This window comes from Nonomuraea sp. NPDC049400, from assembly GCF_044466425.1.
Lineage (GTDB): Bacteria > Actinomycetota > Actinomycetes > Streptosporangiales > Streptosporangiaceae > Nonomuraea.
In genome coordinates this window covers 74,245-100,613 of record NZ_JBITMP010000018.1, presented here as the reverse complement: position 1 = coordinate 100,613, position 26,369 = coordinate 74,245, and the positions used below count along the sequence as shown (strand labels likewise).

The following is a 26,369-nucleotide window of genomic DNA, read 5'->3' as shown; positions in this document are numbered from 1 at the left end:
GGAGCGGGGGGAGGCGGCGGGCTAGCGGGACTCGGAGCCGTCGGCGGCGGGGCAGCCGCCGGCCTTGGCGCCCGCGACCTTCCACTCCGCGCCGGGGAACGGGCTCATGAAGCTGGTCAGCAGGTCCACCGCGTAGTCCGGCACCTGGCCTCCGGGATCCAGCAGCGACACCATCTGCGGCCCGTCGGCCCCGCGCAGCGTGATGGAGTTGGTGCCCGCTCCGGCGGCGAAGCCGGGCTTGGCGTCCACCGTCACGCACGCCAGGCTGATCCCGGCCGCCTTGATCTCCTGCTTGGCCCCGATGCGCCGCATCCGCTGGTCGTAGCGGCGCAGCGCGAGCGAGTCGGTGGGCGCCAGCCGTACCGAGTCGTGGAAGACGTCGGTGCCGACGTCCCTGCTCAGCCGGACGTCCAGGGACACCTCGGGCCGCAGGTCCACGCCCTCTGCGGCCACCTTCAGCCGGCCGTAGTTGCCCTCGAAGCCGGGCGCGACGTACCCCAGAGCCGGAGACGCCTTCAGGCCGAACGGGACCTTGCCGGGCCGGATGCGCAGCCAGGACACCCGCTGCGCCTGCAGCGACACGTCCTTGACCGCGCTCGGCCCGAGCCCGAACCTGCCTCCGACGCTGTAGGTGAGGAAGCCCGTCGTGTACGGGACCTCCTTGCTCACGGAGATCTGCTGTGGCGCGACCGCGTCGACCCGGAGCCCCGCGTGCAGCGAGACCTCACCCGTCGGGACGGGACGGGAGACCAGGTCGAGCGACTGGTCGGGGTTGAGCCGGATCGTGGTGTCGGCGGCCAGGTCCTTGACCGAGAACGACACGTCCCCGAGCCGCCCCTGCGGATCCACCAGGCCGCCTTCCACGCCGAGATGGCCGTCGAGAGTGCTGACGTTCGACTTGTACGTGACCGCCGGCACGCTCAGCCCGGCGGCCGAGGCGTCCGCGTCCACCCCGAACACGGCGGGCACGTCCGAGAAGCGCAGCTCCCCGGTGCCCTTGCCGGCCAGGGTGACCTTGGCGTCGAGGCGCTTGACGGCCGCGGAGTTGTTCACGCGGATGCGGGTCTTGGCGCCGTACGTGCCCTGGACGGACACCGACGCGGGCACGGGGTCGATCGCCACGTGGCCGCGCAGGTCCCCGGCCTCGGCCTGCACATCGAGCGCGCCGAGCGTGGCGGCGGGCTCGATGCGGTACGCGGCCTGCACGACGTTGCCCTGGGCCACGCCGAACGGCCCCATCGACATGCTCGTGATCTTGTCGGGCAGCCCGGTCAGGGTGGCCCTCGCCTTGATCGGCACAGGCGACAGGACGCTGCTGGCCAGGTAGACGCCGAGGCTCTTGCGCCGCGGGCTGAAGCCGGAGAACGCGAACGTCTTGCCCGTCATGTCCACCGTCACCTGGTCGGGCAGCCCGGTCACGTCCAGGTAGCCCTGCAGGCCGAAGCAGCCGCGATCCGGCGTGCAGAAGGGACCCTGCGCGCAGCCCGGCGATCCCGCCGCGCAGCCGCCGTCCACCAGGGACACCCCGCCCGGCATGGCCGGGGCGGCACGCATGTGGCCGAGCGCCGCCGTCTTGCCGAGCCAGGCGCGGGCGCGCACGTCCAGCCGGGAGCCCGCGTACGTGAGCTTGCCGCCGTCGGAGGTGACGGCCAGGCGGCCGGGCACGGGCCCGAGCGTGCCGAGCAGGCCGTAGCGCGTGTCGCCCTGTGTGACGTCGGTGTCCACGGCGAGCGTCTGCCTGGCCGAGCGGAAGTCGGCGGTGAAGCCCTGCGCCGCCGGGCTGAACTGGACCTGCTTGAGCCCCTTCACCAGCACGCTGGCGTCCAGGTCGCCGGTTGCCTGGCTGTAGTGCGCGGAAAGGTGCGGACCCGTGGGCGACTTGGCGCCGTCATGGTTGGTGAAGGCCAGCTCCGCCGACCCGACCGGGCCCGACAGCCCGCGGAAGCGGTAGGAGGCCGCGTCCCACGAGGCGTCGAAGCGGGCCGGCACGCCGGTCACCTCGGCGGCGGCTCTGACGTACCGGCCGCCCAGCTTGGCCCTGGCCAGGGCGGAGACCTTACCGACCGGCTGGTCCGCGGTCCAGGTGAGGTTCCTGGCATTCGTGTCGGCGACCAGCTCGACGTTCTTGCGAACTCCCTCGACGGCCGCCTCCAGGTCCTCTCCGGAAGGGGACGTCACGTACGCCTTGTTGGCGTAGAGCCGGACCTGATCGATCTTGGCGTCCGTCGTCACTTTGACGGTCGAGCGCTCGCCCAGTTCCCATGACGCCTTGAGGTCGTCGTGCATGCCCAGGACGGTGCCGTCGATCGTCGGGCCGGACCTGAGATCGGCGTAGGCGGCGCGGAGCTTGCGGATCACGCCGCTGGCCTGGTACTCGGCCTTCCTGCGGGCGGGGTCGAGGGTGACCTCCACGGTGGAGGGCGTGTTGGAGATCTCCAGCCGGGCCAGGCGGGTGCCGTCGATGCTGGCCGCGCCCAGGAACGACCGCCCGCTGGAGCCCACCTCCAGGCGGGCGTGCGGCACGTCCCCGTACGCGACGTCGAACCCGGACAACCCGGAAAGCAGCCCGGACACCCCCAGCGCGTCGCCCTTCTTGATCATGGTGACGTGGCCGCCGCGCGGGCTGGAGATGGCGCCCTCGCCGCGCTGCAGCACCACGGCGAACCTGCCGATGGGCGAGCTGGTCGTGTGCGTGACGCGGTGCTCGGCCAGGTCGTTGACCAGGCGCACCTTGGCCGGCAGCTGGCTCAGCTCGGTCTTCACCACGGTCTTGTCCGCGGCGCGGTCGTAGAAGAGCAGCGTGCCGCCGCCGGCGCGGCCCTTGCGGGAGTCGATGGTCAGGGTCTGCTTGCCGTTCGCGGTGCCGTACTCGGCGGTCAGGGAGGGCGGCACCCTCGTGAGCTCCGCGCTCAGGACCCTGGCCAGCTTGCCGTCGCGGTAGGTGTAGTTGTGCAGCCGGGCGCGGGCGATCGAGGACGGGCCGCTGAAGCGGATCTCGCCGTCCGTCAGCCGCACCTCGGCGCGGGCGGGCATCCGGTCGAGCACCGCCTCGGTGAACTGGCGCCCGGTCACGGCCAGCGCCTCCAGCTTGGCGGGCCCGGAGGCGTCGACGTCCAGGGAGGGCGAGTCGAGCGCCGCGGTCACGGAGAGCTTCTCGGTGGCGGGCGTCTGGCGCAGGCTCACCGCGCTGCGGCCGGTCAGCCCCGCGATCACGGTCGCGGACTTCCCCGGCTCGGTACGCTTGAGGCGGGCCTTGACCTGTTTGCCCGCCAGGTCCACGGTGAAGTTCCCCCAGTCGAAGGCCGACAGCGACGAGCCGCGCCGCAGGCCGTCGAACCCGACCGACACCTTGCCGTCGTACTCGGCCCAGACCTGCGCCTTGAGGCTCTCCTTCGACAGCCGCTTGACGGCGAACCCCAGCCCCACGGACCCCTCTGTCGGGTCGAGGGTGGGCACCAGGTCGGCCGCCAGGTCGGGCTTGCCGTCGCCGGTGACGTCGGCGGCCACCGGCGTGGCGACGGGCTGCGAGATCGTGCAGGAGACCGGCACCGCCTCGCTCTCGACGCAGACCCGGTACGTCAGCCCGGGCAGCGCCTTGCCCAGCCCGTCGAACGCCTTGACGACGGCCGCCAGCGGCTTGATCAGCGTCAGCGTCTCGGCCTTCGAGGTGTCGGGCAGCACATTGCGCACGACGGGCGCCTGCCTGCCGAGGCCCTGCTTCTCCTGGATGGAGGCGGCCTCGGTGGTGATCTCGTTGATCAGTTGCGGCCCGGCAGGCGTGGTGATCTCGGGCTCACTCGGCCCCACCCGCCCCGTCGTGCCCTGAGGCCGGACCGCCAGCGAGGGCCGGGTGGGAACGCTGACCGCGGCGGCCGGCGGCTCCTGCACGGCGGGCACGGGCTGGACCCCCACCAGGGTCTTCGGCTGAGGTTGAGCTTGGGCGCTCGGTGACACGGCCACCAGGATCGTGGCGGTTGCGATGGACGTGGAAGCGAGCACGCGCAGGAGGGCGTGCGGCATGAATTGTTCTCCCCCGGACCGGTGTAATTCATCCCATCAGAAACATAGGTCACGATGCGACCACATCTCCTCACTGGTAGTCAAACCCGCCCGGACATGGGACCCCAATTTTCACGATCCGCCTCCGACGTATGATTTCGGGCTGGAACAGAGGCGGCGGAAAAGGCAGGGGCGTGGAGCGAGCGTTTCAGGTTGACCTACGGGGGATCGTCGACCTGCTCAGCCGGCATCTCTACGCCAGCCCGCGGGTGTATGTGCGTGAGCTGCTGCAGAACGCGGTCGATGCCATCACCGCGCGCCGGGCGCTCGATGGAGGCGCGCCGGCTGTCGTGTCGATCGAGCCGTCCGAGGTGACCGGGGACGGGACGCTGCGGATGCACGACAGCGGCATCGGGTTGTCGGAGTCCGAGGTGCACGAGCTGCTCGCGACGATCGGGCGTAGCTCCAAGAGGGACGATCTGGGCCTGGCGCGGCACGAGTTCCTCGGCCAGTTCGGCATCGGGCTGCTCTCGTGCTTTCTGGTGGCCGACGAGGTGCGGGTGACCACCCGGTCCGCGCGGGGCGGGCCGACGGTGGAGTGGACGGGCCTGGCCGACGGGCGCTACCGCGTCGCTCCGGCGGAGCGCGAGCGCGCGGAGCCCGGCACGACGGTCACGCTCAGGCCGGTGCCGGACATGGCGCAGTGGCTGACCGGCGCGATGGTGCACGACCTGGTGACGTCCTATGGGGACGCACTGCCGGTAGAGGTCTCGATCGCGGGCCGGCGGGTGAACTCCGGGGTGCTGCCCTGGCAGCGCGGCTACCCCTCTCCGGCGGCGCGTGCCGAGGCGCTGCGGGCGTACGCCGAGCGTGTCTTCGGCTTCGCCCCCTTCGATGTGATCGACCTGGCGGTGCCCGAGGCCGGGTTGACCGGATTGGCGTTCGTGCTGCCGGTGGCGGCCCATCCCACGGCCAGGTCGGGGCACCGCGTGTACCTGCGCCGGATGTTGCTGGCCGATGGTGTCGACACGCTGCTGCCGGAGTGGGCGTTCTTCGTCCGGTGCGTGGTGGACACCGGCGAGCTGCGTCCGACCGCGAGCCGTGAGGCGCTGTACGAGGACGACCTGCTCGCCGACACGCGGGAAGCGCTCGGCGGGCAGGTGCGTGACTGGCTCGTGCGCCTGGCCGCGACCGATCCCGCGCGGCTGCGGCAGTTCCTGATGATCCATCACCTTGGCGTCAAGGCGCTGGCGCTGCACGACGTGGAGATGCTGCGGGTGGTGGACCGCTGGTGGCCGATGGAGACGGACGCCGGGCCGATGACGCTCGCCGAGTTCCGGCGGCGGCACCCGGTGGTGCGCCACACGGCGACCTCCGATGAGTTCCGCGCGCTGGCGGCGGTCGCCGCCGCGCAGAACCTCGGCCTGGTCAACGGCGGCTACGCGTACGACATCGAGATCATGCGGCGGCTGCCGCTGCTGGACCCGTCGATCACCGTCCGCGGGCTGGACCCCGCCGAGCTGGCCACCCGGTTCGAGCCGCTGGATCCGGTGCTGGAGGCGCGGATACGGCCGTTCCTGGCGGTCGCCGCCGAGACCCTCAGGAGTCTGGGCTGCGCCGTCGTGCCGCGCTGCTTCGACCCGCCCGTCCTGCCCGCGCTCTATCTGAGGAGCCGGGCCGCCGCGCAGGCGGAGGAGATGCGGGAGGCCCGGTCGGCGGCGGGTGATCTGTGGTCGGGGGTGCTGGGCGCCGTGGACGCCACCGAGGCGGCGGACGTGCCGCAGTTCATCCTCAACCTGCGCAACCCCGTGGTACGCCGGCTCGCCGAGGCACCCGACCCGGCGCTGGCCTCGCTCGGTGTCCAGGCCCTGTACGGGCAGGCCCTGCTGGCGGGCCACCATCCGCTCCGCCCCGAGGACAGCGCGATGCTCAACCGTTCCTTCCTGGCGCTGCTGGACCGGGCGATGGGCGGGAGAGGCGCCCAGTGAGCCGGAGCGAGCCCGAGGTGGCCGCGCTGCTGGAGCAGGCGCGGCGGATGCCCGATGGCGAGGCTCGGGCCGCGCTGCTGGAGGACGTGGTGCGGCACGCCGACGCCGGCGGCCTGCACCGGCTGGCCTTCGCCGCCCGCCGCAGCCTGGCAAACACGTACAGCGTCCGCGGCCAATGGGACAAGGCGTTCCCGCTGTTCTCTCGCTGCCTGAGCGAGTACGACGCCCGCCCGGGCGAGTTCGGACCGGAAGAGGACTGGACGCTGCGCCGCTGGTACGCGAGCATCGCCCAGTCGATGGCCGAGTTCCCCGAACTCGGCCTGGACCAGATCCGCGGCGCCTTCGAGGACATGGAGGGCCGTTTCCGCGCCGGCGGGCACAGCCTGCGGGACGTGTACGACGGCCGCCGGTGGGTGGCCCAGCTCGTCGGCGACTGGCCTGAGGAGGAGCGCTGCCACCGGCAGTGGAAGGCGGCCGGCGGGTTCGATCCCGACTCGGTGTGGAGTTTCGAGGCCGAGGTCGAGCGGCTGGTCCTGCGCGGCGACGACGCGTCCGTCGCGCGGGCGCTGGACCTCGCCGGGCCGGTGCTCGCGGGCCAGGTCGTCTTCGACGAGCCGCCCGCCCCGATCCAGTGCCTGATGCTGCTTCCGCTGGCCCGCGCCGGTCGCTTGGAGGAGGCGGCGCGGGCCTTCCACCGGGCTCGCCGGGCGATGGAGCACGGCGTCTACCGGTACGAGTACACGGCCATGCTGATCGAGTTCTGCGCCCTGACCGGCAATGAGGAGACCGGGCTGTCGGTGTTGCGGGAGTGCCTGGCCTTCTCCACGCGGCTGCGGCGGCCGAGCGGCACGATGGAGTTCGCCACCGCCGCGGCGGTCCTGCTGAGACGGCTGGTCGCGGACGGCCGGGGCGGCGAGACCGTCCGCGCGAACGGCAGCGACCTCAGCTGGCCCGCAGCGGAGCTGCACCGCCAGATGGCGAGCACGGCCCGTGACCTGGCCGCCCGGTTCGACGCCCGCAACGGCAACACCCACCAGGGGGATCGGATCGGCGCCCGGCTGGAGGCGGACCCGGTCGTCGAGTTCCTGCCGCTGACGCCGGGGGCCCGCAGGCCGGTGCGGCCGGCGATCCCGGCCGGCATGCCGCCCGAGGCGCTGCTGGATCGCGCCGAATGGCACAAGCGACGGTTCGAGAGCCCCCTGGTCCGCCGGTATCTGGCCGCTGTCGGCACGCCGCCGCCGCACCTGGCCGCGCGGCACGCGGAGCTGAGCGCGCTGACCGAGTGGCGGCAGGCCGACCCGGAGCGGGCCGAGGAACGGCTCCGGTGGGCGGCGGAGGCGTACCGGCAGGCGGGCGATCAGCGGCGTCACCTGGTGTGCCTGTGCCGGCTCGCCGACTTGTTGTGCGAACGCGGCCGGCACCACGAGGGTCTGCCCATGGTGGCGCGAGCGGTGGCCGGGCTGCGCCGCGACGGGGACGACGCGCTGATCGCCCAGGGCGAGCTGCTGCAGGCTCAGTCGCTGACCTCCGCCGGGCAGTACCAGAAGGCGGACCTGGCTCTGGCGCGCGCTGTCTGGCACGCCATGGCCTGCGGTGACCCGATCCTGATCGGTACGATCGCCCTGACCGAGGGGACCTGGCGGGACTCCGACGGCCATCCGCCCGCCCGAGTGATCGCCCTGGCCGACACCGCGCGATCGGCCTTCGCCGCCGCGGACTCACCCGGCCAGGTGGTCAGGGCGTACGAGCTGCGGCGCCGCGCCCACGAACGGGCCGGGGCGCCGCACCACTTCACCGAACTCGTCGAGCGGGACCTCGCCGCGCTGCCGCCGTCGGCGCCGGCACAGCTTCGCGGCTACCTGAGATACCGGCGCGGAGTCGCGCTCATCCACGCCGGCCGCCCGGCCGACGCCCTGGAGGACCTGATCGACGGGGTCGGTGAAGCGCGCTCCCGCGACGCCGACACCGCGGAACAGGGCTACGAGCTGGCCGTGGCGTACCGCGCGGCGGGCCGGCCCGAGGACGTGGTCGAGACCGCCGCCGACGTGGCCGATTGGCTGGAGCGCCTGCGCGACCTCGGAGAACTGTCCAGGGCGGAGATCCCCGACTGGAACCGCATGCTGCTCGCCGAGGCGCACGAAGCCCTCGGCGACCGCACTCTCGCGCTCGAGGAGTACCAGAAGGTCGTGGGCTCCGCCCGTCAGCGCAACCATCCCAGGCTGCTCCTCGACGCGCTGATGCCGTCCGCGAGGCTTCAGCACGTCCTGCGCCGGGACGCCGCGGCGGCCGCCGCCTACCGCGAGGCCGGCGACGTCGCGGCCGCTCTGGCCGACCCGCATGCCGTGGCCACGTGCCGCGCGTCCGAGGCGTTGTCCCTGCACCGGACCGGTGACCTCCAGCGGGCACTCGCCGTCCTCGCGCAGGCGCAGGCCGCGGCCGGTGCGCTGCCCCCGCAGCCGCCGGACCGCCTCGCCGGGACCTGGGCCGTCGTGTTCCGCAGCGCCGCTCACGTGCTGTCCGCCGCCGGCCGGCTCCAGGAGGCGGCCGACCATGCCGCACGCGCCGCGGCGGCCTTCCGGCAGGCGGGCGACGCGACCGAGGCGGCCGAGCTGGACCGGCTGCACGCCCGCACCCTCAGCCGTCAGGCCCAGGGTGGGTGAGTGACACAAAACACCGTCAAGCGGTTGAGTCTCCACCTAGGGGAGCCACGAAGGTGGGGGGCATGGCGCACTACTCGATCGGCGAGCTGGCCCGGCGGACCGGGCTGACCGTCAAGACCATCCGGTTCTACTCCGATCAGGGAATCGTGCCGCCTGCCGACCGCAGCCCCGCCGGGTACCGCCGCTACGACGCCGACGCCGTCGCACGCCTGGAGCTCGTACGCACGCTGCGCGACCTGGGGCTCGACCTTCCGACGATCCGGCGGGTCGTGGACCGCGAGGACTCGCTCCCCGAGGTCGCCGCGGCGCACGCCGAGGCCCTGGCCGTGCAGATCCGCACGCTCCGCCTGCGGCGCGCGGTGCTGGCGGCGGTGGCCCGGCGCGGCTCCAGCCCTGAGGAAACGGATCTCATGCACAGACTGGCCCGACTCTCCGAGGACGAACGCCGCCGCCTCATCGCCGGCTTCCTGGACGCCGCCTTCGACGGCCTGGACGCCGTCCCCGGGCTCGCCGGGGTCATGGGCTCGATGACGCCAGAACTGCCCGACGACCCCTCGCCCGAGCAGCTGGAGGCGTGGGTGGAGCTGGCGGAGCTGGCACAGGACCCGGACTTCCGCGCCGGCCTGCGCCGCACGGCCGAACACCTCGCCGCCGAGCACTCGGCGGGTTTCCGCGTTCCCGCTCCCCCGCGCCCCGACGCCGCCGCGCTGGCCCGCGACCACGCCCGTCCCGCGCTGGCGGCGGGCATCGACCCGGCCTCGCCCGAGGCCGATCCGGTGGTGGCGGCGGTCACCGCCCGGTACGCACACGACCGGGGCGTCCCCGACTCCCCCGCGCTCCGGCGGCGGCTGCTGGCCTGGCTGGAGAGCGCGCACGACCCGCGCAGGGATCGGTACTTCGAGCTGCTGGCGGTGATCAACGGCTGGACCGCCCCCGAGAGCCTGGCCCCCGCCCTCGACTGGTTCGCCGCGGCCATGCGCGCCCGGCTGCCGGCCGGGGAGGGTGCGGCGTCCAGGTGACGAGGTCCAGTACGGTTTCACCGTGGCCTCATCCGCCGCCTGGCCGCCGACCTCGGCGCCTCACGGATGGCCCTCCACCGCCATGTGGCCGACAAGGCGGCCAAATCGTAAGGCGGCTTGCAGAAGTTTTGTAAGACGCCTTACGATCTCCGGATGATCGACAGCGAACGGCCTCCGTACGACGAGCTGGAGGCTCGTTACGGCGCCCCGCTCGGCGTCGAGGACGCCCGCGCGCGCTGGGGCGCCCTCGTGGGCGACGCCATGAGCGGCGCCACCACCCTCATCACGCGCGAGCGCTGGGAGTGGGCCGCGCTGGTGCCGCTCTCGGAGGTGTCCGGGATGCTGAGCGGCCTGCCCGTGGTGTCGTTGTCGACGGCCCGCGGCAAGCTCGGCGAGCTCGTACGGCAGGTCGCCCAGCCGTACGACGAGACGCCGGTGCTGCTGACCCGCCACCGCACCCCGGTCGCCGCCCTGATCGCGGCCCGCCGCCTGCTCGACAGGCCGGGTCCGCGACGGCCCGCGGACCCCGACGCGCTCCTGCGGGCCGGCCACACCATCACCCTGGCCCTCGACTCCTGGGAACGAGTCATCGCCACCGCCCGCGACCAGGACGGCAACGAGATCGCCGTCGGCTCGTCCGGCAGCGCGGCGGGGGCGCTCAGGTCGCTCGGCTACTCGGGTTCGGCCGGCTGGACCACCGCGTCGGGCCCCGGGTAGACGAGCTCCTCGTGCCCGTCGTCGAACCGGACGAAGAACGGCGGCGTCCCGTTCTCGCCCCGGACCTCGATGATCTGGCCCTTCCTGTCTCCCTGACCGACGACGTGACCGTGGACGATCAGGCGGTCACCGACGCTCGCGTGCATGATGGGTTCCTCTCAGCTGGACTGCGGCAACGTTGAGGTTCCTTCCCACATTGCACCTGGCAGGCCGTCCCGCAAAGGGCATGCCTTTCTCATGTGACGTCCTGCACGGCGCCCTCCCAGCAGGACCGTCGACGCGACCGGGGCGCGGCTGTTAGCGTCTGCCGCCATGCGTGCCTTCGTCATCACAGGTCCGGGACGTGCGGAGGTCCAGGAGGTCGAACCGCCCACACCGCGCGAGGGCGAGGTGGTGGTCGAGGTCGAGCGGGCCGGGGTGTGCGGCACGGACATGGAGTTCTACTCGGGCGCGATGACGTACCTGCACACGGGAGAGGCGCGCTATCCCGTACGGATCGGCCACGAATGGGCCGGAATCGTGCGGGAGGCCGGCGACGGCGTGGATCCCGCCTGGCTGGGCCGCCGCGTCACCGGCGACACGATGCTCGGGTGCGGGAAGTGCGCGCGCTGCGGGGCGGGCAGGCAGCACCTGTGCGCCGACCGCTACGAGATCGGCATCCGCGGCGGCTGGCCCGGCGCCCTGGCCGAACGCCTGCCGGTGCCGGCCCGCGCGCTCCAGCCCCTGCCTGACGCGGTGGATCCCACGCTGGGCGCGCTGGTGGAGCCGGGCGGGAACGCGCTGAGGGCCGTGCGCGCCGCCGACCTGGCGCCCGGGGAGCGCCTGCTGGTCATCGGGCCGGGCACGATCGGGCTGCTGGCGGCCCTGATCGCGGCGGCGCAGGGCGTGCAGGTCCACCTTCTGGGCCTCACGGAGCGCTCGCTGGACTTCGCCCGCTCCCTGGGCTTCACCCGCACCTGGACGGCCCCGCCCGCCGAGCCGTTCGACGCGGTGCTCGACGCCTCGAACGGCCCGGGTTCGCCCGCGCCGGGGCGGCACGTGGTCTTCATCGGGCTGTCGGCGGATCCCAGTCCGGTCGACACGCGGCGGCTCGCGCTGAAGGACGTCACGGCCGTCGGGGTCCTCAGCGCGTCCGGCGGCCTGGCGGGCGCCGCCGACCTGTACGCGTCCGGCCAGGTGGATCCCCGGCCCCTGGTCGCGGCCACCGTCTCGCTGGCCGAGGCCGCCATCGTGCTGGCCGGGGAGCGGCGCCCGGAATGGGGCGCCGCGCCCAAGATCCACATCGACCCCAGGCTGCCCTGACGCCTGTCGCCGCGCCGGCACGATCCGGCGGTGGCGTCGGCCGCCTTCGCCGCGCTTGCCCTGGTCTCGCTGGGCACCGCCGCCACCGTCCCGCGCCGCGGTGACGTCGCGCTATGACCGGTCGCGGTCCAGGTCGGCCAGGTCGTCAGGGGTGAGCTCGATGGCGGCCGCGTCCAGGTTCTCCTCCAGGTGGGCGAGCGACCCCGTGCCCGGCGTGGGCAGGATGACCGGCGAGTGGTGCAGCAGCCACGCCAGCGCCACCTGACCGGCGCCGGCCCCGTGCCGCCGCGCCACCTCCGGCAGGTCGGCCCGCGCCAGTGAGCCGTTCCCCAGGGGGAACCACGGCAGGAACGCCAGCCCCCGCTCCTCGCACGCCCTCAGCACCGGCGCGGACTCGCGATCGAGCAGGTTGAAGCGGTTCTGCACGGAGGCGATCTCCGTGATCTCCAGCGCTCGCTCCAGCTCCTCCAGGGTGACCGTGTCGAGCCCGATGTGCCGGATCTTGCCCTCCTGCCGCAGCTCTGCCAGCGTGCCGAGCTGGTCGGCGAGCGGCACGTCCGGGTCGATCCGGTGGAGCTGGTAGAGGTCGATGGTCTCGGCCTTGAGCCGGCGCAGGCTCGCCTCGCACATGGCCCGCAGCCGCTCGGGCCGCCCGGCGACGTGCCAGACATTGGGCCCGGTACGGACGACGCCGCCCTTCGTCGCCACCACCAGATCGTCCGGGTACGGGTGCAGCGCCCGCGCCACCAGATCCTCGGCGATGTACGGCCCGTAGTTGTCGGCCGTGTCGATCAGCGTGACCCCGCGCTCCACGGCGCGGCGCAGCACGGCCACGGCCTGGTCCGGCTCGAGGCGCGGCCCCCAGTAGCCGGTCCCGGTGAGCATGCCGGTGCCGTACCCGAGCCGCCTGACCCGCAGCTCGCCCGCGATGTCGAAACTCTGACTGATCAATGCGCCCCCTCAGTAGCTGTGGCTCGCCGTGACTTCGGCGGAGGCCGACACCGCCCGCTCGGCCGCGCCGCCGCGCAGCGCGAGCACGAGCATGGACAGCGTGTCGACGATGGTGAGATGGGCGAGGCGGCTGGCCACCGCCTCCATCCCGAAGACGAGGTCCTGCCCGCCGCCGACCAGCACCCACGTGCTCTCCTCGGTCAGCGGCGAGCTGGCGTAGCTGGTGATCGTCACCACCTTCGCCCCGGCGGCGCGGGCGCGCCGCGCAGTCTCGACGGTGGAGCGCGTGGCTCCGCTGTGGCTGATCGCCAGGCAGACGGCCGGGTCCGGCAGCAGCTCGGCGGCCAGATGCGCGGTGAGCGGGTCGGGCGGCAGGTCCACCGGTAGACCCAGGGCTCGCAGCCGGTAGGCGGCGTCGACGGCGATCGCTCCCGACAGGCCGGTGGCCGCCATCAGCACCCGATCGGCCCCGCTGAGCGCCTCGGCCGCCGCGCTCAGGTCGGCGCGCGACAGCGTGGCGCTCAGCCCGCCGAGCGCCTCCCGGGCCGCCCGGACGGTCGCGGCCAGCGGGTCGAGGTCATCCTGGGGCTCGGCGCCCGCCGGCGCCTCGCGGGCGGCGGCGATCTTCAGCTCCTGGTAACCGCCGAACCCGAGCCGCCGGCACGAGCGCACCACGGTGGACGCCGACGTGCCCGCGAGCTTCGCCACGTCGCTCACGCTCAGGTGGACGAGCCGGACGCCCTGGTCGAGCACCACCTGCGCGACCCGCGCCTCGGCGTCGTGCAGCCCGGAGAGCCTGGCCCGCACGGTGGCGGCCAGGGAATTGTGTTCCATGGAGCGAGAGTAACAGAGAACAGAATTCCGCCTTCCCGGAAAACCTGTCGAGCCGCCGCCTCCGGATGTCTAGCGTTTCGCGGGTGGACATCTACCTGGAGACCGAGCGGCTGATCCTGCGCCGCTTCACCGAGTCCGACGCCGACGACCTCTTCGCGCTCGACAACGATCCGGAGGTCATGGAGTTCCTCAACGGCGGCAAGCCCACGCCGCGCGAGAAGATCGTCGAAGAGACGCTGCCCTGGTTCATCACGCACGGCTTCTTCGCCGCCGTCGAGAAGGCGTCGGGAACGTTCCTCGGCTGGTTCCACCTGCGGGCGCGCGACGGGGAGCCGGACGACGAGCCGGAGCTGGGCTACCGGCTGCACAAGTCCGCCTGGGGCAAGGGGTACGCGACCGAGGGCTCGCTCGCGCTGGTCGACAAGGCGTTCCGCGAGCTGGGCGCGCGCCGGGTGTACGCCCAGACGATGGCCGTGAACGTACGGTCCCGGCGGGTCATGGAGAAAGCCGGGCTGCAGCACACCCGCACGTTCCACCCCGAGTGGGACGACCCCCTGCCGGGCACCGAGGAGGGCGAAGTGGAGTACGAGCTGACCCGCGCCGAATGGGAGGCCCGCTGACCCCCAACCTGGTGCACTGGTCGGACCAGTCGCTAGGGTGCCTCCATGGGATATGACGCACTGTTCCGCCTGGACGGGCGGAAGGCCGTGGTGATCGGTGCAGGCAGCGGGATCGGCAGGGAGGCGGCGCTGGCGCTGGCCGCCCACGGGGCCACGGTGGTGTGCGCCGACCGCGACCTGGCCGCGGCGGAGAAGACCGCGGCCGCATGTGGCGGGGCCGCCCGCCTGCTCGACGTGCTGGACGCCGCGCAGGTGCGCGGAGCCGCCGAGGAGGAGCCCGCCGACGTGCTGGTGTTCACGGCCGCCACGAACGTCCGAAAGCGGCTGCTCGACTACTCCGGCGAGGAGTTCGACCGGGTGGTGGGCCTGAACCTGCGGGCCTCGTTCGACGTGGTCAGGGCGTTCGGGGCGGGCATGGTCGAGCGGGGGCGCGGGTCGATCATCGGGTTCGCGTCGATCCGCGCGTCCGTGACCGAGCCCGGGCAGAGCGTCTACTCCGCCACCAAGGCGGGCCTCGTGCAGCTGCTGCGCACGGCCGCCGCCGAGTTCGGGCCGCACGGCGTGCGGGTCAACGCCGTCGCGCCCGGCGTCGTGGAGACGCCGCTGACCAGGCAGATCAAGGACAACCCCGGCTGGTACGACGCCTACGCCGCCAAGAGCGCGCTCGGCCGGTGGGCGAGGGCGGAGGAGATGGCCGGAGCGGTGGTATACCTGGCCAGCGACGCGGCGAGCTTCGTGACCGGCTCCGTGCTGTACGTGGACGGCGGCTGGACGGCCGTGGACGGCCGCTTCGACCCGCCCAATTGACGGGTTCGGCCGCCGAATCGACATGATCGTCGGAGGTGTGCCACACTGGCGCCGACAAATCAACACAAGCTTGTCAGCGCCTGGTCGGTTGGTGGAGTGCGCTGGCGTGCTCGCTCGGTAGCGGGCACGGCCAGTCACGCCTCCACGCGGGATCACGGTCGTGTACGCGCCGAGCCGTACACGAAAGGACCATCATGTCCACCGACCAGTTCGGGCTCGCCGAAGGTGCCTACGTCCCCGATCCCGATCGCGACACGGCGCTGCTCCTCGACGCGTTCTATGACCATCTCGCCGCGACCCTGCGCGAGCACGCGCTTCCCGGCGATCTCACGACCGCCATGCGGGCGCGTCAGGTCGAGCTCGAAGCGGCGAACCAGCACCTGATCGTCGATGAGCCCGCCCGCCACAACCTGCGCATGACCTTGGCCTTGGTGGCCGCCCACGAGTTCCTCCTGCCCAGGCTGGGCCAGGAGACGGCCATCGCCGTCGTCCGCACGTCCTTCATCGAACCGCTCGGCGACGCCATGAAGGAAGGCACCCGGGCGATGCTGGACAACGCGCCGGACGCCTTCCTGGCCATGGTGGAGGTGAGCAAGTCACGCGAGGAGCACGCGTTCGGGAAGGGGTTCGTCTTCGACCGGCCGGTCGACGACGACAAGCGCTATCACGTCGACGTGCGCCGGTGCTTCTACCACGACGTCCTGGTCGCGAATTCGGCGCCGGAGCTGACCCCGGTCATGTGCGCGTTCGACGCGAACTGGATCGAGGCCATCGCGCCCGGCAGGCACGGCTTCCGGTTCGATCGCCGCACCACCATCGGAACGGGCGGCACGCATTGCCCCTTCCACTTCAGCCGGACCCAGTAAGCCGGCCGACGCCTCAAGAGGGGCTCCTTCGCAGTCGCGGCGGAGCCCCTCCGGCCGAAGGACGACGATCACGCGGGCCGGATGATCGCCATCCTGGTCACGGTCAGCTCCTCGATGGCGAAGCGCGGCCCCTCGCGCCCGATGCCGGAGTCCTTCACGCCGCCGTACGGCATGTTGTCCGCCCTGAACCCCGGCACCTCGTTGACCACCACTCCCCCGGCCTCGATCCGCTCGATCGCGGCGAAGGCGGTGGCCAGCGACCGGGTGAAGACCGCCGCGTGCAGGCCGTACCTGGACCGGTTGACGGCGGCGAAGGCGGCGTCGAGGTCGGGCACCGAGCGCACGACCACCACGGGCCCGAAGATCTCCTCGTCCCAGGCGGCGGCGCCGTCGCCGACGCCGGCGAGCACGGTCGGGGCGATGGCCCGGCCCTCGCGGTGCCCGCCCGTGACCGGCTCGCCTCCCGACCCGGCGATCCACTCCAGCACGCGGTCGGTGGCGGCCTGGTCGATGAGCGGGGCGACGCGGGTGTCCGGCAGGCGGGGGTCGCCGACCGTGACCTGCTTGACGCGCTCGGCCAGCAGGGACACGAACCGCTCGCGTACGGGCTCCTCGACCAGCACCCGCTGGACGGAGATGCACGCCTGGCCGGAGGCGTAGTAGCCGCCGCGCACGACGGCGTCGGCGGCGGCCTCCAGATCGGCGTCGGCCGCCACGACGAGCGCCGCGTTCGACCCCAGCTCCAGCAGGACCTTCGTGGGTGCGGCGTTGCGGGCGATGGCGTGCCCGGCGGCGGCCGAGCCGGTGAACGAGACCGCGCCGACCCGCCGGTCCTCCACCAGCGTCCGGCCGACCTCGACGTCGCCGGTGACGAGCTGCACGGCCTGCGCGGGCAGCGCGTTCGCCGAGCGGATGAGGTGCACCAGCCAGAGCGTGGCCAGCGGGGTGGCGGGGGCGGGCTTGACGATGACGGGGCAGCCCGCGGCCACGGCGGGGGCGATCTTGTGGGCGGCGAGCAGCAGCGGGTAGTTGAAGCCGGTGATCCCGACGACCACCCCGATCGGGCGGCGCGTCCAGAACCCGATCAGGCCCTCGCCCGAGGGAAGGAGGTCGAGCGGCACCGTCTCGCCGTGCAGCCTGGCGACCTCCTCGGCGGCCGTGGCGAGGGTGACGAGCGTCCTGGCGACCTCGACCTTGCAGTCGACCAGCGGCTTGCCGGTCTCGAGCACCAGCAGGCGCTCGAACTCCTCGCGGTTGGCCTCGAGGGCGTCGTGGGCCTTCATGAGGGCGGCGCGGCGGGCGTGCGACGGCAGCGCCGCCATGGCGGGCGCCACGGCGAGTGCCTCTTCCACGGCCCGCTCGGCGAGGGCCTTCGTGCCCCGCGGGGCCTCGGCCACCACGGAGCCGTCGTAGGGGAAGGTGATGTCGTCGGTTTCCGCCGTTTCCACCCATCCGTCCCCGATGGGCAGGCCGGACGGCCATGCGGTGTCGATGGTCATGATCGCTTCCGTTGGGCGCTGGGGAACACGTCGAGGTACGCGGGCGCGCCCTCGCGCCCGGTGGCGGCGAGGACGGCGTGCGCTATGGCGCGGCTGAACACGTCGGCTCCGGCGGCCAGGAGCTCCTGGAGGGTGTCGTGGCCGGGTTCGGGGCGGGCGCAGGTGGCCAGGGCGAAGATGGTGTCGCCGTCGGTCATGGTGTGGGCCGGTCTGATCGCCCTGGCCAGGCCGTCGTGGGCGACCGCGGCGAGCTTGCCGCACTGGGCCTTGGTGAGGGTGCGGTCGGTGGCCACCACGCCGATGGTGGTGTTGAACGACGGGGCGTTTTCGGGATGCCAGGCGTCCACCTCCTCCTGGAGCGGGGGCTGGAGGTGGTCGAACTCGCCCGGGAGGCCGTACCGGGCGCCTGCGAGGGTGCCGTCCACGGGGTCGAGCACGGACCCCACGGGGTTGGCGACGACGAGGGCGGCCACGGTGGTGCCGTCCGGGAGCACGACGCTCGCGGTCCCCACGCCTCCGGCCAGGCCGCCCGCCCGTGCCCCCGTGCCCGCCCCGATGGACCCGTTCGCCGTCCCGGGCGCGCCGCCGACCACGTCCGCCTCACCATCGTGGGCCGCGGGCCATCGGGGGGAGCCGGTGCGGAACGCGGCGCCGTCGAGCGGTGAGCCGCCGTCAGGGGTGAGGGCCGCGTCGTAGGCGGCCGTGCCGAACGTCGCGTCAGGGGTGGCGCGGAACGTGCCACCGCGCCCCAGGTCGAAGATGACCGCGGCCGGCACGATGGGCACCACGCCGCCGGCCACCGGGTAGCCGATGCCCGCGTCCGCCAGCCGGTCAATCACCCCGCAGGCCGCCGACAGCCCGTACGCGCTCCCGCCGCTCAGCACCACGGCATGGACCCGCGAGACCAGGTTGCGCGGGTCCAGCAGCTCCGTCTCGCGGGTGCCTGGCGCGGCGCCGCGCACGTCGACCCCCGCCACGGCGCCCGAGGGAGGGGCCAGGACGACGGTGGTGCCCGTGAGGTAGCCGCCCTCCGCCCGCTGCGCGTGGCCGACCCGGAGACCGGAGACGTCGGCCAGCGAGTTGGCAGGACCAGGACGCATCAGAAGTCGCCGTTCAGGAACCGGCGGGCCGCCTCGGCGAAGACACGGGTGCACTGGACGATCTCGGCGACCTCCACGAACTCGTCCGCCTGGTGCGCGATCCACTTGCCGCCGGGCCCGTACACCACCGAGGGGACGCCGCCCCAGTGCGTCAGCACGGTCCCGTCCGTGGACCCGGGCACCCCGCCGTAGACCGGCTCCGCGCCGGTGACGGAACGGTGGGCGGCGGCCAGCGCGGCCACCACCGGGTCGGACACGGGCACGTCCACCGGCGGCCGGTCCACCAGCACCGACACCTCGGCCGCGATCCCGTCGAACGAGGCCAGGGCGGCCACCCGGTCGGCGATCAGCTTGTGCTCGACGCCGGGGATCGTCCGCACGTCCACGAACACCGACGCGACCGCCGGGATCACGTTGACCTGCTCCTCGGACCCCGCCTGCAGCACGGTCGGCGTGACGTACACCTCGCCGAGGTGCTCGTGCGCGGGATGGCGGCCCTGCAGCTCCTCCTGCAGCGACCGCAGCCCCACCAGCAGCGAGCCCACCGCAGGAAGGGGGTTGCGGCCGTGCTGGGGCATGGCGCCGTGCGCCATCTTGCCGGCGAAGTCCACCCGCAGCCGCAGCGCCCCCTTGGCCACCGCGCAGATCTCGCCCGCCTCGGGCTCGGCGACGATGGCGCCGTCCACGTCGGCGGTGAGCCCTTCTGCGACGAAGTGGTGCGCGCCGATCATGAGGCCCTCCTCGTCGGCCAGCGCGCACACCTTGATCCGCCCGGGGAACGGTCCAGCCAGCTGCAGCGCCCGGGTGGCGTAGAGGGTGGCGGCCAGACCGGACTTCATGTCGGCGCTGCCCCGCCCCCACAACTTCCCGTCGCGGATCTCCCCGCCGAACGGGTCCACGGTCCAGGTGGACAGGTCGCCCTCGGTCACCACGTCCGTATGACCCTCGAACATCAGTGTCGGCCCGTCACCGCCGCCGCCCTCGACCACGGCCACCACGTTGGGCCGGTCGGGCTCGACCTCGTACACGGTGGGCTGCCAGCCCCACTCCCGCATCTTGGCCGCCACCAGGTCGGCGGCGGCGCGCTCGCGCCGTCCGGGGTCGTTGGTGCTGGGGATCCGCACCAGCGCCTGGGTGAACTCCACCACTCCGCCGGCATCGACGTCGATCAAAACAATCCCTCCAGAGTCGGTACGGCCTGCAGCAACGTACGCGTGTAGGGGTGGGCGGGCGCGGCCCAGACCTCGTCCACCGGCCCGCTCTCCACGATCTCCCCGCGGCTCATGACCGCGACCGTCTCGCACACGTGCCGCACCACGGACAGGTCGTGCGAGACGAACACGAGCGTGAGTCCCAGCTCGTCCACGAGGTCGGCGAGCAGGTTGAGTATCTGCCCGCGCACGGACACGTCCAGGGCGCTCACCGGCTCGTCGGCAACCAGCACCTTGGGCCGGGGCGCGAGCGCGCGGGCGATGGCGATGCGCTGCCGCTGACCGCCGGAGAACTGGTGCGGGTACCGGTCGGCGGCCGACGCGGGCAGCCCGACCTCCTCCAGCAGCTCCGTCACGCGGTCGCCGACCGGCAGTCCGAGCGCGACGAGCGGCTCGGCCACGAGGTCGCGCACGCGCATGCGGGGGTCGAGCGAGCTCATCGGGTCCTGGAAGACGATCTGCAGGTTCTCCCGCAGGAAGCGCAGCCGCCGCTCCGGCCTGCCGGTTATTTCCTGCCCCTCGAAGCGGATGGACCCGCTGGTCGGCTGGTCGAGGCCGCAGAGCAGGCGCAGCAGCGTCGACTTGCCCGAGCCGGACTCGCCGACGATGCCGTACCGCTCGCCCCGTCCCACCGCGAGCGAGACGTCCTTGAGCGCCTGCACGGCGGCGCCCGGCTTGGTGAGCGAGGTGCGGGGCCGGTGGTAGACGCGGCTGAGGTGCTGGGCGTCAATCAGCGGGGTGCCAGCATGCGTGGGCATGGCCGTCTCCTGTCAGCGCCGGTACGTTCTCGCACTGGGGGGTGGCGTCCTGGCAGCGGTTCCGGAAGACGCAGCCGCCGGGGAACTGCCCGGCGGGTGGCACGCTGCCCTTGATGGTGGGCAGCCGGGTGCCCCGCGGGGTGAGCTTGGAGGCGGCCAGCAGGCCCTCGGTGTAGCGGTGGCGGGGCCTGGTGAAGACCTCGCGGATGGGGCCGCTCTCGACGACTCGGCCGCCGTACATGACCAGGACCCGCTCGCAGACGGAGGCGACGACGGCCAGGTCGTGGGTGATGAACAGCAGCGCGGGCGCGACCTCGGCGATCAGCTCGAGCATCTGCTTCTGCACGGTGACGTCGAGCGCCGTGGTGGGCTCGTCGCAGATGAGCAGCTCGGGCTCGTTGGCCAGGGCGATGGCGAGCATGACGCGCTGCCGCTGGCCGCCGGAGAGCTGGTGCGGGTAGGCGCGGGCGATCTGCGCGGGCTCCGGCAGGCGTACGCGTTCCAGCAGGTGGATCGCGCGTTCACGGGCCTCCTGGCGGCTGCGGCCGTGCAGGGTCATGACCTCGGCGACCTGGGCGCCGATGCGCATGAGCGGGTTCAGCGCGGTCATCGGCTCCTGGAAGACCATGGAGACGTCCCGGCCGCGCAGCCGCTTCAACCGGCTCTCCGGCACGCCGACCAGGTCGTTCTCGCCCATCCTCGCGCTGCCCGTGGCGGTGACGCCCTCGGGGAGCAGGCCCATGAGCGACAGCGCGGTCAGCGACTTGCCGGAGCCGGACTCGCCGATCAGCCCGACACGTTCGCCGGGCGCGATGTCGAACGACACCTCGCGCACCAGCTCCAGCTCGTCCGCCCGTACGGTCAGGCCCTCAACTCTCAGCACGGATCCTCCTGAGCTTCGGGTCGAGGTAGTCGCGCAGGCCGTCCCCCAGGAGGTTGAAGCCGAGCACGGCCAGCGCGATCGCCAGGCCCGGCCAGAGGGCCAGGCGCGGGGTGGAGAACAGCAGCTCCTGCGACTCCTGCAGCATCCGGCCCCACGACGGGGTCGGCGGGCGGGTGCCGAAGCCGAGGAACGACAGCGCCGCCTCGGCCAGGATCGCGATCGCGAACGACACCGACGACTGCACGATGAGCACGGAGCCGATGTTCGGCAGCACGTGCCGCATGGCGATGGCCGTGCGGCCGCGCCCGGCTGCCCTGGCGGCGAGGATGTAGTCGGTGACCATGACCTGGAGCGTGGCGGCGCGCGCCACGCGGGCGAACGCGGGCACGGTGGCCACGCCGATCGCGATCATCGCGGTGAGCGTGCCCGGCCCGTAGACCGCGCCGAGCATGACGGCCAGCAGCAGCGCGGGGAACGCGAACACCAGGTCGTTGACCCGCATGATCAGCTCGGAGAGCCAGCCGCGCGGCGTCATCCCGGCGACCACGCCGAGCGGCGTGCCGATCAGGGCGGCGATGCCGACGGCCACGATGCCGACGTAGAGGGTGGTCCTGGCGCCGACCATGAGCTGGCTGAAGGTGTCGCGGCCGAACTTGTCGGCCCCCAGCAGGTAGCCCTCGCCCGGCTGCCGGAGCTTGCGCGCGGCGTCCACGAGCGTCGGGTCGTGCGGCGTCCAGAAGAACGACACGACGGCCGCCAGCACCACGAGCCCGACGAGCACGCCGCCGACCAGCAGCCCGGCGTTGATCCGGCCCCTCATCGCAGCCTCGGGTCGAGCAGGTGGTAGGCCACGTCCACCACGAAGTTGATCAGCAGCACGGCTGCCACCAGCACCATCACCACGCCTTGGACGAGCAGCAGGTCACGCCCGGCGACGCCGTTGAGCAGCAGGTCGCCGAGGCCGGGGATGACGAAGACCCGCTCGACCACGACCGCCCCGATCAGGAGGGTGGCCAGCTGCAGGCCGAGCACGGTGACGACGGGGATCGAGGCGTTGCGCAGACCGTGCCGCCACAGGGCGCCGGTGCTGCCCCGGCCCTTGGCGCGGGCCGTGCGCAGGTAGTCCTCGCGCATCACGTCGAGCACGGCGCTGCGCACGTACCGGGTGAGCACGGCGCCCTGCACGAGCCCGAGCGACAACCACGGCAGCAGCAGGCTGCGCAGCCACTCCCCCGGGTTGTCGGCGATCGGCACGTAGCCGCCGGACGGCAGCGCCTGGGCCTGCACCGCGAACACGAACACCAGCAGGATGCCGGCCAGGAACGCCGGGATCGCGATGCCGACCTGGCTGACCGCGCTGATGGCCGCGCCCAGGGGGTTGCGGTGGTGCACGGCCGCGAACGTGCCCAGCGGCACCGCGATGGCCAGCGCCACCGCCATGCCGCCGAGCACCAGCACAGCCGTGACGCCGAGCCGGTCGCTGATCTGCGGGCCGATGGGCGAGCTCGTCACGTACGAGGTGCCGAAGTCGCCCTGGAGGAGCCCGCCGAACCAGTCGAGGAACTGCGCGACCGGCGCCCGGTCGGTGCCGAACTGCTTGCGCAGCTCCGCCACCGCCTCCGGGGTGGCGTTCACGCCGAGCGCGATCTCGGCCGGGTCGCCGGGCAGCAGGGCCATGAACGCGAACACCACCACGCCGGCCACGGCGGTGCTCGCGACGAGCACCGCCAGGCGTTTGATCAGGTACAGCGTCACTGTTGCTTGGCGAGCGCGGTGAAGTCGAAGGACTCGGCGATGGCGTTCTTCGGCAGCCCGGTGACGCCCTTCTTCGCCACGATCAGGTTGGGGAAGAGGAAGAGCCAGTCGGCCGCCGCGTCGTCGGACAGCAGCTTGGCGGCCTTCTTCAGGTCGTCGGTCTGCTGCTGCTCGGTGCCCTCGTCGGCGGAGGCGAGCAGCTTGCCGAACTCGGGGTTGTCGTAGTGGAAGTAGTACGACTTATCGGCAAATATGCCCATGTCGCGGGGCTCGACGTGGTTGATGATGGACATGTCGTAGTCGCCCTGCTTGAACACCACGTCCAGCCAGCGGGCCGGGAACTCCAGGGGCTCGATGTCGGCGTTGATGCCCACCTGGGCGAGCTGCGACTTGACGACCTGGGCGCTGGCCACCGCGTACGGCAGGTTGGGGATGCGCATCTTGACGCTGAGCGTCTTGCCGCCGAGCAGCTCCTTGGCCTTGGCCGGGTCGTACGGGTAGTCGCCCGTACGGTCCTCGTACCACGGATCGGTGGGCGGCACCATCGAGCCGATCAGCTGGCCGCGCCCGGCCCAGGCGGTCTCCAGCAGTGCCTTGTGGTCGATCGCGTAGCGGACGGCCTGCCTGGCCTTCTTGTCGTTGAACGGCGGGCGGCTGTTGTTCATCGACAGCACGACCTCGCCGTTCGTGGTGCCCTCGACCGTCTGGAAGCGGTTGGGGTCGGCGAACTGCTGCAGCGACTCGGGAGCCTGCACGGCCGAGATGACGTCGATGCCGCCGGTCAGCAGCGCGTTGTTCATCGCTGTGGCGTCCTTGAAGTACTTCAGCGTGATCGACGACAGCGACGGCTTGGTGCCCCAGTAGGAGGCGTTCGAGTTGAGCTGGATGGAGTCGCCGCGCCGCCACGAACCGAGCGTGTACGGGCCGGTGCCGACGGGCTTGTTGGCCAGGTCGGAGACCCCGGTCCGGCTGAACATGGCGCCGAGCCTGGTGGCCATCGAGTAGAGGAAGCCGTTGCTGGGCTTCTTGAGCGTGACGACGGCGGTGGAGTCGTCCTTCTTCGCCACCTTGTCGACGACGTCGAGCTGGGCCTTGATCTTGAGCTTCCAGTCCGTCTTCACCCGGTCGAGCGAGAACACCACGTCGTCGGCCGTGAACGGCGCGCCGCTGCTGAACTTGACGTTCTTGCGCAGCGTGAACGTGTAGGTCTTCCGGTCGGGCGAGACCTCCCACTTCTCGGCGAGCAGCGGCACGATCTTGCCGTCCTGGTCGAGCTTGACCAGACCCTCGTACACGTTGACCAGCAGCGCCTGGGGAATGGCGGCGCCCTCGGTCGAGGTGAAGTCCAGGTTCGCGGGCTCGGCCACGAATCCGACGGACAGCGTCTGGGTCTTGGGGGTGGAGCTGCCGCCGCCGCTGGAGGTGCCGCCGCAGGCGGCCGTGCCCAGCAGGAGACCGCCGGCGGCGATCCAGATCCCGATTCGCCTCATGTCTTACAGCCTCCTGGCTAGTGCACTGGTCGGACCAGTAGGCTACGCACATTGCCAGTCGACGGCGGCTCGGGTCAAGGGGGCTTTCATGGGTGGTCCGCGTTTCGAGCCGGTGCGTACCGTACGCGCCTATGAACGGGTGGTGGAGCAGGTCGAGGAGGCCATCGAGAGCGGCGCGCTCTCACCGGGCCAGCGGCTGCCGAGTGAGCGGGAGCTGATGGTGCAGTTCTCGGTCAGCCGCTCCACCGTGCGCGAGGCGCTGCGGGTGCTCCAGGCACGCGGCCTGGTGCGGTCGCGGCCCGGTGACCCGAACGGCGCGGAGGTGCTGCCGTTCTCGCCCGCCACGCTGCACAAGTCGATGAGCACGCTGGCCAGGGTGTCGGAGCTGTCGCTGGCCGAGCTGGTGCAGTTCAGGATGGTGCTCGACTCCTCGGCCATCCTGCTGGCCGCGCGGCTGCGCACCGACGCCCAGCTCGCCGAGATGGCCTCGGCCGTCGCGGCCATGCGGGCGGCCGTGGAGGCGGGCCAGGACGCGTTCGGCGAGGCCGACGTGGCCTTCCACGACGTGGTGGCGCGGGCGAGCGGCAACAAGCTCATCCAGATCTGCATGGACGTGGTCCGCTCGATCGTGCTGAAGCTGGTCTCGGAGAAGATCGCCGACGCGGACGACCGGGAGGCGCTGATGCGGCAGAGCATCCGGCACCACGAGGAGGTGCTGGCCGCCATGCGGGCGGGCGACGGCCCACTGGCCGCCCGGCTGTCCAGGAAGGCGATGTACGACTACTACGCGGGCTACGTCCCGGCCGGCGAGCGCGCCGCTCTCCTGGCCCTGCTGGACTGACGCCTTCGCAAGTCGTACCGGCCTGGGACCACCCAGATCCGAGCGGACGGAACGGGTGTTATCTTGCCTGCGTGGAGCGCGTGGATGGGGACGGGCTGACAGAGGCCTTTCTGCGCGAGCCGCGCCGCTACACCAGCCACCAGGTCGCCTACATGGCGGGGGTGCCGGTCTACCGCGCGCGGCGATACTGGCGTGCCCTGGGGTTCGCGAACGTGGCCGACGACGCGGTCGAGTTCACCGACTCCGACGTGGAGGCCCTCAGGATCATGCTCGAGCTGGTCCGCTCGGGCCTCTACGACGAGGAGCACATGCTGCTGGTGGCCCGCTCCCTCGGCAGCGCGACCGCCCGGCTGGCCGAGTCGCAGGCCGAGATGGGCGTCGACGCGCTCGACCAGGCGGGCGTCCCGCTGGCCGAGCGCCCGCGGGCCTGGCGGCGGCGGGCCGAGCGGGTGGTGCCCGATCTCGCGCAGCTGCTCGTCTACACCTGGCAGCGCCAGCTGGCCGCCGCCGCGGGGCGCATCGCCGAGCAGGACATGAGCGCGGTACGCCTGGCCGTCGGCTTCGCCGACCTCGTCGCGTTCACCCGGCTGAGCAGGCAGATCACGGGGACCGAGCTGGCCAGGCTGATCGACAGGTTCGAGGGGCGCTCGGCCGACATCGTGACCTCGACCGGCGGGCGGGTGATCAAGACGCTGGGCGACTCTGTGCTGTTCGTGGCCGACCAGGCGCACGTGGTGGCGGAGATCGCGCTGCGGCTGGTGGAGACGCACGCCCGGACCAAGGACATGCCCGAGCTGCGGGTGGGGCTGGCGGCCGGGCCGGTGATCTGGCGCATGGGGGACGTGTTCGGCACCACGGTCAACCTGGCCAGCAGGCTCACGGCCCTGTCGCTGCCGGGGACGATCCTGGCGGATCCGCAGTTCGCGGAGGAGCTCGAAGGGGACCGGGCGTTCCGGCTCCGGGAGGTCAACCGGCTGTCGGTGCGCGGGCTGGGCGAGCTGGCGCCCTTCACGGTGACCCGCGCCGGCTCGATCTGACCCCGGGCCGCGGCGCCCTTCGGTGAGCAGTG

General features: G+C 72.6%; 22 protein-coding genes. 10 read left to right on the top strand and 12 right to left on the bottom strand.

Annotated elements, in window-relative coordinates; all coding sequences use genetic code 11:
* Positions 1–21 precede the first annotated feature (21 nt).
* Positions 22–4,020, bottom strand: a complete 3,999-nt coding sequence (locus ACIBVN_RS27845; protein ID WP_397141185.1) for a hypothetical protein — start codon at positions 4,018–4,020, stop codon at positions 22–24.
* A gap of 173 nt (positions 4,021–4,193) precedes the next feature.
* On the opposite strand from ACIBVN_RS27845, the gene ACIBVN_RS27840 reads away from it, so the two are divergent.
* The 4 genes from ACIBVN_RS27840 (at position 4,194) to ACIBVN_RS27825 (ending at position 10,383) form a co-directional block, all read left to right on the top strand.
* A complete protein-coding gene (locus ACIBVN_RS27840) occupies positions 4,194–5,987 on the top strand; it encodes an HSP90 family protein (RefSeq protein ID WP_397141183.1) in 1,794 nt (597 codons plus the stop codon).
* Positions 5,984–8,647 (top strand): hypothetical protein, encoded by a 2,664-nt coding sequence (locus ACIBVN_RS27835; protein WP_397141181.1) that lies wholly within the window; start codon positions 5,984–5,986, stop codon positions 8,645–8,647. Before ACIBVN_RS27840 ends, ACIBVN_RS27835 begins: the two co-directional genes overlap by 4 nt.
* A gap of 62 nt (positions 8,648–8,709) precedes the next feature.
* Positions 8,710–9,666, top strand: coding sequence for a MerR family transcriptional regulator (locus ACIBVN_RS27830; protein ID WP_397141179.1), 957 nt, complete (start codon positions 8,710–8,712; stop codon positions 9,664–9,666).
* 153 nt (positions 9,667–9,819) lie between these two features.
* Positions 9,820–10,383, top strand: a complete 564-nt coding sequence (locus ACIBVN_RS27825; protein ID WP_397141177.1) for a type II toxin-antitoxin system prevent-host-death family antitoxin — start codon at positions 9,820–9,822, stop codon at positions 10,381–10,383.
* Here the strand turns inward: ACIBVN_RS27825 and ACIBVN_RS27820 are convergent.
* Entirely contained in the window at positions 10,338–10,529 is a 192-nt protein-coding gene (locus ACIBVN_RS27820) for a DUF1918 domain-containing protein (protein WP_397141175.1), read from the bottom strand. The two genes, ACIBVN_RS27825 and ACIBVN_RS27820, sit on opposite strands and share 46 nt — an antisense overlap.
* A gap of 166 nt (positions 10,530–10,695) precedes the next feature.
* On the opposite strand from ACIBVN_RS27820, the gene ACIBVN_RS27815 reads away from it, so the two are divergent.
* On the top strand, positions 10,696–11,685 hold the full coding sequence (locus tag ACIBVN_RS27815) for a zinc-binding dehydrogenase (protein ID WP_397141173.1): 990 nt from the start codon (positions 10,696–10,698) through the stop codon (positions 11,683–11,685).
* Positions 11,686–11,796: 111 nt separating this feature from the next.
* Here ACIBVN_RS27815 and ACIBVN_RS27810 read toward each other — a convergent pair whose 3' ends face one another.
* Both ACIBVN_RS27810 and ACIBVN_RS27805 read right to left on the bottom strand, forming a co-directional pair.
* Positions 11,797–12,636, bottom strand: coding sequence for an aldo/keto reductase (locus tag ACIBVN_RS27810; RefSeq protein ID WP_397141171.1), 840 nt, complete (start codon positions 12,634–12,636; stop codon positions 11,797–11,799).
* Positions 12,637–12,645: 9 nt separating this feature from the next.
* A complete protein-coding gene (locus ACIBVN_RS27805) occupies positions 12,646–13,470 on the bottom strand; it encodes a MurR/RpiR family transcriptional regulator (protein WP_397141169.1) in 825 nt (274 codons plus the stop codon).
* An 83-nt stretch (positions 13,471–13,553) separates the two neighbouring features.
* On the opposite strand from ACIBVN_RS27805, the gene ACIBVN_RS27800 reads away from it, so the two are divergent.
* From ACIBVN_RS27800 to ACIBVN_RS27790, 3 genes are all read left to right on the top strand, one after another.
* Positions 13,554–14,090 (top strand): GNAT family N-acetyltransferase, encoded by a 537-nt coding sequence (locus ACIBVN_RS27800; RefSeq protein ID WP_397141167.1) that lies wholly within the window; start codon positions 13,554–13,556, stop codon positions 14,088–14,090.
* A gap of 45 nt (positions 14,091–14,135) precedes the next feature.
* Positions 14,136–14,897 (top strand): SDR family NAD(P)-dependent oxidoreductase, encoded by a 762-nt coding sequence (locus tag ACIBVN_RS27795; protein WP_397141165.1) that lies wholly within the window; start codon positions 14,136–14,138, stop codon positions 14,895–14,897.
* A gap of 194 nt (positions 14,898–15,091) precedes the next feature.
* Complete coding sequence (locus ACIBVN_RS27790; protein ID WP_397141163.1) at positions 15,092–15,763, top strand: L-2-amino-thiazoline-4-carboxylic acid hydrolase; 672 nt, start codon at positions 15,092–15,094, stop codon at positions 15,761–15,763.
* Between the two features lie 68 nt (positions 15,764–15,831).
* Here the strand turns inward: ACIBVN_RS27790 and ACIBVN_RS27785 are convergent, their stop codons facing one another.
* From ACIBVN_RS27785 to ACIBVN_RS27750, 8 genes are read right to left on the bottom strand one after another with little or no spacing between them, the layout of a single operon-like run.
* On the bottom strand, positions 15,832–17,262 hold the full coding sequence (locus ACIBVN_RS27785) for an aldehyde dehydrogenase family protein (protein ID WP_397141161.1): 1,431 nt from the start codon (positions 17,260–17,262) through the stop codon (positions 15,832–15,834).
* Complete coding sequence (locus ACIBVN_RS27780; RefSeq protein WP_397141159.1) at positions 17,259–18,362, bottom strand: P1 family peptidase; 1,104 nt, start codon at positions 18,360–18,362, stop codon at positions 17,259–17,261. The genes ACIBVN_RS27785 and ACIBVN_RS27780 overlap by 4 nt, the downstream gene beginning before the upstream one ends.
* The gene (locus ACIBVN_RS27775) at positions 18,362–19,534 is read right to left on the bottom strand and encodes a M20 family metallopeptidase (RefSeq protein WP_397141157.1); all 1,173 of its coding nucleotides are present in this window, start codon (positions 19,532–19,534) and stop codon (positions 18,362–18,364) included. The genes ACIBVN_RS27780 and ACIBVN_RS27775 overlap by 1 nt, the downstream gene beginning before the upstream one ends.
* Positions 19,531–20,331, bottom strand: a complete 801-nt coding sequence (locus ACIBVN_RS27770) for an ATP-binding cassette domain-containing protein (RefSeq protein ID WP_397141155.1) — start codon at positions 20,329–20,331, stop codon at positions 19,531–19,533. Before ACIBVN_RS27770 ends, ACIBVN_RS27775 begins: the two co-directional genes overlap by 4 nt.
* Positions 20,300–21,214 carry an ABC transporter ATP-binding protein gene (locus ACIBVN_RS27765; RefSeq protein ID WP_397141153.1) on the bottom strand — a complete coding sequence of 305 codons (915 nt, stop codon included), beginning with the start codon at positions 21,212–21,214 and terminating at the stop codon, positions 20,300–20,302. Before ACIBVN_RS27765 ends, ACIBVN_RS27770 begins: the two co-directional genes overlap by 32 nt.
* Positions 21,201–22,034 carry an ABC transporter permease gene (locus ACIBVN_RS27760; RefSeq protein WP_397141151.1) on the bottom strand — a complete coding sequence of 278 codons (834 nt, stop codon included), beginning with the start codon at positions 22,032–22,034 and terminating at the stop codon, positions 21,201–21,203. The genes ACIBVN_RS27765 and ACIBVN_RS27760 overlap by 14 nt, the downstream gene beginning before the upstream one ends.
* On the bottom strand, positions 22,031–22,969 hold the full coding sequence (locus tag ACIBVN_RS27755) for an ABC transporter permease (protein ID WP_397141149.1): 939 nt from the start codon (positions 22,967–22,969) through the stop codon (positions 22,031–22,033). Before ACIBVN_RS27755 ends, ACIBVN_RS27760 begins: the two co-directional genes overlap by 4 nt.
* Positions 22,966–24,459 carry an ABC transporter substrate-binding protein gene (locus tag ACIBVN_RS27750; protein ID WP_397141147.1) on the bottom strand — a complete coding sequence of 498 codons (1,494 nt, stop codon included), beginning with the start codon at positions 24,457–24,459 and terminating at the stop codon, positions 22,966–22,968. Before ACIBVN_RS27750 ends, ACIBVN_RS27755 begins: the two co-directional genes overlap by 4 nt.
* Before the next feature lie 88 nt (positions 24,460–24,547).
* On the opposite strand from ACIBVN_RS27750, the gene ACIBVN_RS27745 reads away from it, so the two are divergent.
* Entirely contained in the window at positions 24,548–25,300 is a 753-nt protein-coding gene (locus ACIBVN_RS27745) for a FadR/GntR family transcriptional regulator (RefSeq protein ID WP_397141145.1), read from the top strand.
* A 71-nt stretch (positions 25,301–25,371) separates the two neighbouring features.
* The gene (locus tag ACIBVN_RS27740; RefSeq protein ID WP_397141143.1) at positions 25,372–26,337 is read left to right on the top strand and encodes an adenylate/guanylate cyclase domain-containing protein; all 966 of its coding nucleotides are present in this window, start codon (positions 25,372–25,374) and stop codon (positions 26,335–26,337) included.
* Positions 26,338–26,369 lie beyond the last annotated feature (32 nt).